This window comes from Actinomycetes bacterium, assembly GCA_035489715.1.
Lineage (GTDB): Bacteria > Actinomycetota > Actinomycetes > JACCUZ01 > JACCUZ01 > DATHAP01.
Map to the genome: position 1 here is coordinate 24,687 of DATHAP010000157.1, position 7,064 is coordinate 31,750.

The 7,064-nt window shown below is 72.9% G+C and carries 7 protein-coding genes and 1 pseudogene; 1 reads left to right on the forward strand and 7 read right to left on the reverse strand.

What is annotated here, in order from left to right; translation table 11 throughout:
• Positions 1-157: 157 nt before the first annotated feature.
• From VK640_12760 to VK640_12780, 5 genes and pseudogenes are all read right to left on the reverse strand, one after another.
• Positions 158-898: a pseudouridine synthase gene (locus VK640_12760; GenBank protein HTE74055.1), complete on the reverse strand. Its 741-nt coding sequence runs from the start codon at positions 896-898 to the stop codon at positions 158-160.
• The gene (gene scpB, locus VK640_12765) at positions 895-1,404 is read right to left on the reverse strand and encodes an SMC-Scp complex subunit ScpB (GenBank protein HTE74056.1); all 510 of its coding nucleotides are present in this window, start codon (positions 1,402-1,404) and stop codon (positions 895-897) included. Before scpB ends, VK640_12760 begins: the two co-directional genes overlap by 4 nt.
• A 166-nt stretch (positions 1,405-1,570) precedes the next feature.
• Entirely contained in the window at positions 1,571-2,482 is a 912-nt protein-coding gene (locus VK640_12770; GenBank protein ID HTE74057.1) for a segregation/condensation protein A, read from the reverse strand.
• Positions 2,483-2,558: 76 nt separating this feature from the next.
• Positions 2,559-2,780, reverse strand: a pseudogene (locus tag VK640_12775) (hypothetical protein).
• 95 nt (positions 2,781-2,875) lie between these two features.
• Positions 2,876-3,778 (reverse strand): AAA family ATPase, encoded by a 903-nt coding sequence (locus tag VK640_12780; GenBank protein ID HTE74058.1) that lies wholly within the window; start codon positions 3,776-3,778, stop codon positions 2,876-2,878.
• Positions 3,779-4,097: 319 nt separating this feature from the next.
• On the opposite strand from VK640_12780, the gene VK640_12785 reads away from it, so the two are divergent.
• Positions 4,098-4,979, forward strand: coding sequence for a hypothetical protein (locus VK640_12785; GenBank protein ID HTE74059.1), 882 nt, complete (start codon positions 4,098-4,100; stop codon positions 4,977-4,979).
• Positions 4,980-5,013: 34 nt separating this feature from the next.
• On the opposite strand, the gene VK640_12790 is transcribed toward VK640_12785, so the two are convergent.
• Together VK640_12790 and xerD are read right to left on the reverse strand one after the other, a co-directional pair.
• Entirely contained in the window at positions 5,014-5,877 is an 864-nt protein-coding gene (locus tag VK640_12790) for a trypsin-like serine protease (GenBank protein ID HTE74060.1), read from the reverse strand.
• Between the two features lie 156 nt (positions 5,878-6,033).
• Positions 6,034-6,957 carry a site-specific tyrosine recombinase XerD gene (gene xerD, locus VK640_12795; GenBank protein ID HTE74061.1) on the reverse strand — a complete coding sequence of 308 codons (924 nt, stop codon included), beginning with the start codon at positions 6,955-6,957 and terminating at the stop codon, positions 6,034-6,036.
• Between the last annotated feature and the right edge of the window lie 107 nt (positions 6,958-7,064).

Here is a 7,064-nt window from a genome sequence, read left to right on the forward strand (position 1 = left end):
ACGGCTCCCGGAGTGATCGTTTGCGACACGTGCCGCCGCGACACGCCGTGGTGACGGCGTGTCGGGGGCCTCGTCGTCGCAAACGATCATCGCTGACCACCAGGCCCACGCAGCAGCGACGGCGACCGCTCATCCGGCCGGGGTGCACCGTCCGGCGCTAGAGGTCGACGGCCTGGTAGAGCGCGCCGACCTCCTGCTGGCTGAGCCGGCGGTGCTTGCCCGGCCTGAGGTTGCCCAGCATGATCGGGCCGACCTCGGTCCGCACCAGGCGGGTGACCGGGTGGCCGACGGCCGCCATCATCCGCCGGACGACGTGCTTGCGCCCCTCGTGCAGGCTGACCTCGACCATGACCCGGTTGCCGACCGTGCTCACCAGCTTGAACCCGTCGGCCTGCACCAGCCCGTCGTCGAGCTCGACGCCGTCGCGCAGCCGCCGCCCCACGTCGCGGGCGACCGGCCCGGTGACCTCGGCCAGGTAGGTCTTGGTGACGCCGAAGGACGGGTGGGCCAGCCGGTGCGCGAGGTCGCCGTCGTTGGTGAGCAGGATCAGGCCCTCGGTCTCGGCGTCCAGCCGGCCGACGTTGAACAGCCGCGCCGACCGGTCCGCGACGTAGTCGGCCAGTGAGGGCCGGCCCTCCGGGTCGCTCATCGTGCTGACGACGCCGCGCGGCTTGTTCAGCGCGAGGTAGACGTGCTCGGGGGCGGTCGCGATGCGCATGCCGTCGACCTTGATGACGGCGGTCACCGGGTCGACCCGCATGCCCTGGGTGCGCACGGTCCGGCCGTCGACCTCGACCCGGCCCTCCTCGATGAGCACCTCGCAGGCCCGGCGGCTGCCGACCCCGGCCGCGGCCAGCACCCGCTGCAGCCGGATGCCCTCCTGCTCGGCAGACGTCACGCCGTGGCCACGTCGTCGACGGTGTCGAGCTCGGGCAGGAAGGGCGCCAGCTCGGGCAGCTCGTCGAGGCTGCGCAGCCCAAGTCGCTCCAGGAAGTACGACGTCGTGCCGTAGAGGATCGCGCCCGCCTCATGGCCCTCGCGACCGGTCTCCTCGACCAGGCCGCGGGCGACGAGGGTGCGCATCACGCCGTCGACGTTGACCCCGCGCACCGCGGACACCCGGGCCCGGCTCACCGGCTGCCGGTAGGCGACCACCGCCAGGGTCTCCAGCGCGGCCTGGGTGAGCCGCGCCTGCTGGCCGTCGAGCACGAACCTCTCGACGTACGCCGCGCAGGACGCCCTGGTGTAGAACCGCCAGCCGCCCGCGACCTCGCGCAGCTCGAACCCGCGGCCGGTCTCGTCGTACTCGGCCGCCAGCGACGCCAGCGCGACCCGCACCTCGTCGGTCGGCCGCTCGGTCACCTGGGCAAGCAACACGTCGCCCACCGGCTCGTCGACGACCATGAGGATCGCCTCCAGCGCGGTCCGCAGCGCGGGGCTGTCGCTGCCCCCCTCGCCGTCGTCGCCGAGGTGCCCGAGGTGGGCCAGCTGCTGGTCCTCGGTGGCGTCCGCCTTGTCCGCGTGCTCGGCGTGCTCGGCGTTGTCGGCGTGCTCGGCGTGCTCGGCGTTGTCAGACATCGGTCGTCGTCTCCTGCGGTACGTCGTCAGCGGGCTGGTCCGGCTCCGCCGGCTCGCCCCGCTCTCCCGGCTCGTCGAACTCGTCCTCGACCTCCACCTCGCCCTCGTCGCTGCCGGTCCACCGGATGTGCAGCTCGCCCAGCGGGTCGACCTGGTCGAAGACCACTGCGCCCTCGCGGTAGAGCTCGAGCAGCGCGAGGAACCGGGCCACCACGACCAGGGTGCCCTCGCAGTCAGCGGTCAGCTGGCGGAAGGTGCTGGTGCGCGCCCGGCGCAGGGCGATGACCAGGATGCCGGCCTGCTCCTTCACGCTCACGGCCGGCGCGTGCAGGTGCTCCATCGAGACCACCGGAACCGGCCGCGGCGCCATCGCGCGCGCCGCCAGCGCCGCGAACTCCTGCGAGCCAAGACCGAGGAGCACCTCCGGCAGCAGCCCGGCGAACTGCGGCTCCAGCGTGACCGCCCGGGCGTAGCGCCCGGCCTCGACCGCCATCCGGCCGGCGAACACCGCGGCCACCTGCTTGTAGGCGCGGTACTGCAGCAGCCGGGCGAAGAGCAGGTCGCGCGCCTCGAGCAGCGCGAGGTCCTCCTCGTCCTCGACCTCGCCGCTGGGCAGCAGCCGGGCCGCCTTGAGGTCCAGCAGCGTCGCCGCGACCACGAGGAACTCGGTCGTCTGGTCGAGCGACGCGTTGTCCCACACCGGCCCCATGGCCTTGATGTGGGCGATGAACTCGTCGGTGACCTTGGACAGGGCCACCTCGGTGACGTCGAGCTTGTGCTTGGCGATCAGGCCCAGCAGCAGGTCGAACGGGCCCTCGAAGAGCTCGCCGAGGTCGACGTGGAAGCCGGCCGACGAGTCAGCGGAGAGGGCGAGGTCGTCGCCGGCGCCCCTGCCCGTGTCCACCGGCGCACGGTAGTCCAGCACGGCCATCCGGGAGAAACCGATCAGCCGGCGGCCGGCGTGGAGCGCCAGGACCGGCTCACTCGGGGCGCAGACGCTGCACGACCACGCTGGCCTCGCCGTGGGCCTCGAGGTCGATCAGCATCTCGGCCACCGCCTCGCGGACCAGCCGGCCACGGTCCACGGCGACGCCGTGCTCGGCCCGCAGCACCAGCCGGGCCTGCTCGAGGGCGACCAGCTCGTCCGGGCTGACGTAGACGGTGATCTTCTCGTCGTGGCGCTCCCGGCCGGTGGTGCGGCGGGTCGCCGGCCGCAGCCGGCGGACCTGCGCCCCGGTGACCACCTCGGCCTCGTCGGTCGACCCTTCCGGCACCGGGCCGGTCTGCTCGGGGGTGCTCATGTGCCCGGGCAGCGGAAGAGGACCTCCCGCGCCAGCTGCCGGTAGGAGTAGGCGCCGCCGGAAGACGTCGCGAAGGTGGTGATCGGCTCGCCGGCGACCGTGGTCTCGGGGAACCGCACGGTGCGGCTGATGGCGGTGTGGAAGACCTTGTCCTCGAAGGCCTCGACCAGCCGGGCCAGGACCTCGCGGCTGTGCACGGTGCGGGAGTCGTACATGGTCGCGACCAGGCCGTCGATGGTGAGCTCCGGGTTGAGCCGGTCCTGCACCTTCTGGATCGTCTCGACCAGCATGGCCACGCCGCGCAGGGCGAAGAACTCGCACTCCAGCGGGACGATGACTCCGTCGCTGGCCGTCAGCGCGTTGACCGTCAGCAGGCCCAGCGACGGCTGGCAGTCGATGATCACGAAGTCGTAGTCGGCCACCGCCGGAGCCAGCGCGCGGGCCAGCACCTGCTCGCGGGCCACCTCGGTGACCAGCTGCACCTCGGCAGCGGACAGGTCGATGTTGCTCGGCAGCAGGTCCAGACCCGGGACGTTGGTCTTGACGACGACGTCCTCGAGCGCGGTGCCGCGCTCCATCAGCAGGTTGTAGACGCTGCAGTCGATGTCATACGGGTTGACGCCGAGCCCGACCGAGAGGGAGCCCTGGGGGTCGAAGTCGACCAGCAGGACCTTGCGGCCGTACTCCGCCAGCGAGGCGCCCAGGTTGATGGTGGTCGTCGTCTTGCCGACCCCACCCTTCTGGTTGCACATCGCGATGATCCGGGCGGGGCCGTGCGTCTCGCGGGGCTCGGGCTCCGGGAAGACCGGCATCGGCCGGCCGGTCGGCCCGATCGGGCGGCCGGCCGTCGCCAGGGAGACGTCGGCCGGTGCCGCTGCGGCGACCGAGGCCTCGGGCAGCAGGATCTCGGGCACGTGCGGTGACTCGGGCGCGGGCTCGCGCTCGGTCGGCAGCTCGCCGAGCCGGGGCGGTGGCTGGGTCACGACCGGCTGCTCGGGCGGGACGTACGGTTGGGTGCTCACGAGACCGTCCTCGTAGATTGTCGACTCGTCGGCCTGTCGCCGTACCGACCTTCGGGCCCGACAGTAGGCAGCAGCCGGCCCGGACCGAAGCCGCCACGCCGGAGCACGCCCCGGCAATCGTGGGAGCCGGCCGCCGCAACCTCAGGGTTCGGCAAAGCCGCTCAGGCCCGGCCGCCTGCGCGCCGAGAGTCCCCTGGTGCACCGGACCACCCTGACCCGCCGCCCCGCCCTCACCGGCACCGCTGCCGTCGCCGCCGCCCTGCTCGCTCTGGTCGGGCTGCTCGCGGTGGTCGCCGCCCCGCCGGCCGTGGCCGGACCGGTCCCCGCCGCGAGCACCGCAGCGGCGACGCCCCTGGTGACCGGGGGTGACGTGTCGTGGCCGCAGTGCCCGGTGGGGATGGGCATCCCGTCCCGTCGCTCGCTGGGGCTCCCCATGCCGGGCGACCAGGCGCGCTTCGTCGTCATCGGGTTGACCAACGGCCCGGCGTTCACCCCCAACCCGTGCCTGGCGACCCAGGTGCAGTGGGCGCGGGACCGGCGGGTGCCGGTGTCGGCCTACGCCGTCGCCACCTGGCCCACCGCCCGTCAGCTCTCGCGGTACGCCGCAAGCGGGCCCTACGCGGGCACCACGCGGCGGTCCCGGCTGCGGAACGTCGGCTACGCCGAGGGGACCTACAACCTACGCCGCCTTGCCTCGGTCGGCCTGACCGTCCCGCACGTCTGGATCGACGTCGAGCACTACTCGATCCGGCCCTGGTCGGTTGACCGGCGCGACAACCGGGCCGTGGTCCGGGGGGTCGCCCGGGCCTACCAGGGCGCCGGGATCGCGACCGGCTTCTACTCGACGTCGCTGCAGTGGACCGACATCGTCGGCCGGGTCTCCTGGGGCCTGCCCGAGTGGCACACGGCCGGGCCGCGCTCGAAGGCGGTCGCGCTGGGCCGCTGCTCCGAGGCGTCCTTCCAGGACGGCCCGGTCGTGCTGTCCCAGTGGTGGACCGACAGCGCGGACCACGACCTGGTCTGCCCGGCCGGACCCGCCGCGGCCAGCATGCCGGCGTTCTTCGCACCGGCACCCTGACCGCGGCGGTCCGCGGACGAGTGGCGCTTCCCGGTCAGCTCGCCGGGACCACCCCGAAGTCGGCGAGCCAATCCTGGACGCCCGGGTTGTCCACCCGCTGCAGCCCGCCCAGGTAGCGGCAGTTGGACGTGTAGCCGTAGTTGGTGACCGTGACGACGAAGCCATCCTTGAAGGACGGGCCGCCCGAGTCGCCGAAGCACGAGCCGCCACCGCCGCGGATGTCGTGCTCGTTGCCGTTGGTCTGCAGGATCTGCGGCGTGAGCTTCTGAGCCACCTCGTCGGTGTAGCGACGGATGATCGGGTAGCTCATCGGGGTCGGCTTCATGTTGCCGTTGGCGGCCGCGTCCTGGCGGACCTCGGTGCCGTAGCCGACCAGCGTGACCAGCGTCTTGTTGAGACGGGGCTGGGCGAACCGGTCCAGGTACCGCTCCGGCGCCAGCTTGGCCGGGGTGATCCCGGTGATGGGCGAATCCAGAACCACCACGCCGACGTCGTTCCAGTTCTTCAAGTCGGTGAAGTCGGAGTAGTCAGGGTTCGTGCTCGCCGTGCCCCGGTACCAGCCGGTCGGCAGCGACTGGCCGGGCGTGTAGCCGGTCTTGCTCGTGCCGGTAGGCGGCGTGGCGTTGTCGTCCGGAGCACGCGGGACGTCCGACGGCGCGGCGTCGTCGATGAGCGGCTTGAAGCTGACGATGGTCCTGCCGACCGTGCCGTGAGTGCAGTGTGCGGCCGTCAGGAGGACGGTCGGTGTGACGAGGGTGGCGCTGCACCGCCAGCGGCCCTCGGCGTCGTAGTAGGCGATCATGCCGACGTTCGAGTAGGTGCCGTTCGAGTCGACGGTGCCACCGGTGATCGCCGCGGCCGGGAGCGCGACCGTCAGGCCGAGCATGAGCACCGCCATCAGTAACATGGACGTGCGTCGCACGCGGGAAGTTGCCACGGAGATTCCTTAGGGTCGGAGTTCGCTGGAGGGAACCCCCGTCCCCGCGGGGACGCTACCGAACAAGCAGGGCCCTGCCGACACCCGTCTGGGCGAACCAAGATCACCCAGCGTCACTCAACGCGCACGCGGGTGGGCGGTGGCGTACACCTCCCGGAGCCGGTCGACGGTCACCAGCGTGTAGACCTGCGTCGTCGTCACCGAGGCGTGCCCGAGCAGCTCCTGGACCACGCGCACGTCAGCCCCCCCGTCGAGGAGGTGGGTCGCGAACGAGTGCCGCAGCGTGTGCGGCGACACCTCCCGGGTGATGCCGGCGCGCCGGGCGGCTGCCCGCAGCGCCGTCCAGGCGCTCTGCCGTGACAGCCGGCCGCCACGCGAGTTGAGGAAGAGCGCCGGCGACCCCTTGCCGGCAGCGGCCAGCGCCGGCCGGGCGCGCACCAGGTAGCCCTGGACCGCCTCGCGGGCGTAGGAACCGACCGGCACGACGCGCTCCTTGCTGCCCTTGCCGAGCAGCCGGACCACGCCCTGCTGCAGGTCCAGCTCGTCGAGATCCAGCCCGATCGCCTCGGAGATGCGCGCTCCGCAGCCGTAGAGCAGCTCGAGCAGCGCACGGTCGCGCACCGCGCGCGGCGTCTCGTCGGCGCCGGCCGCGGCCAGCAAGGCCTCCACCTCCTCGACCGAGATCGCCTTGGGCAGCCGCTTGGGCGGCGACGGCGGCCGGACACCGCGCGCGGGGTCGGCGGCGGTCAGTCCCTCGCGGAGCAGGAAGCGGTGGAAGCCCCGCACCGCGACCACCGCCCGGCCGGCCGAGGTCGCGGCCAGCGGCGGGTGCTCCTCGTCGCCCTCGCGCAGCGTGACGAGAAAGGCCGAGACGTCCGGCTCGGCCACCGATCCGGGGTCGGCGACGCCCCGGGCCGCGAGGTGGGACACGTAGCGGCGCAGGTCGCGCCGGTAGGAGCCCAGGGTGTTGGGCGCCAGGCCGCGCTCCACGGTGAGGTGGTCCAGGTAGCCGCGCAGCGCAGTGTCCAACGCCTCCGTCATGCCGTCACGGGCTAGCGCAGGACCTCGTCGAGAGGCAGCACCTCGACGCCGTGCGCCTCGGCCACCGGCCCGTAGGTGATCCGGCCGTCGTACGTGTTCAGGCCGAG

Coding starts and splice junctions, on each gene's coding strand:
- scpB (HTE74056.1), bottom strand. CDS start 1,404: ATGGTCGTCGACGAGCCGGTGGGCGACGTGTTGCTTGCCCAGGTGACC.
- VK640_12790 (HTE74060.1), bottom strand. CDS start 5,877: ATGGCGGTGCTCATGCTCGGCCTGACGGTCGCGCTCCCGGCCGCGGCG.
- xerD (HTE74061.1), bottom strand. CDS start 6,957: ATGACGGAGGCGTTGGACACTGCGCTGCGCGGCTACCTGGACCACCTC.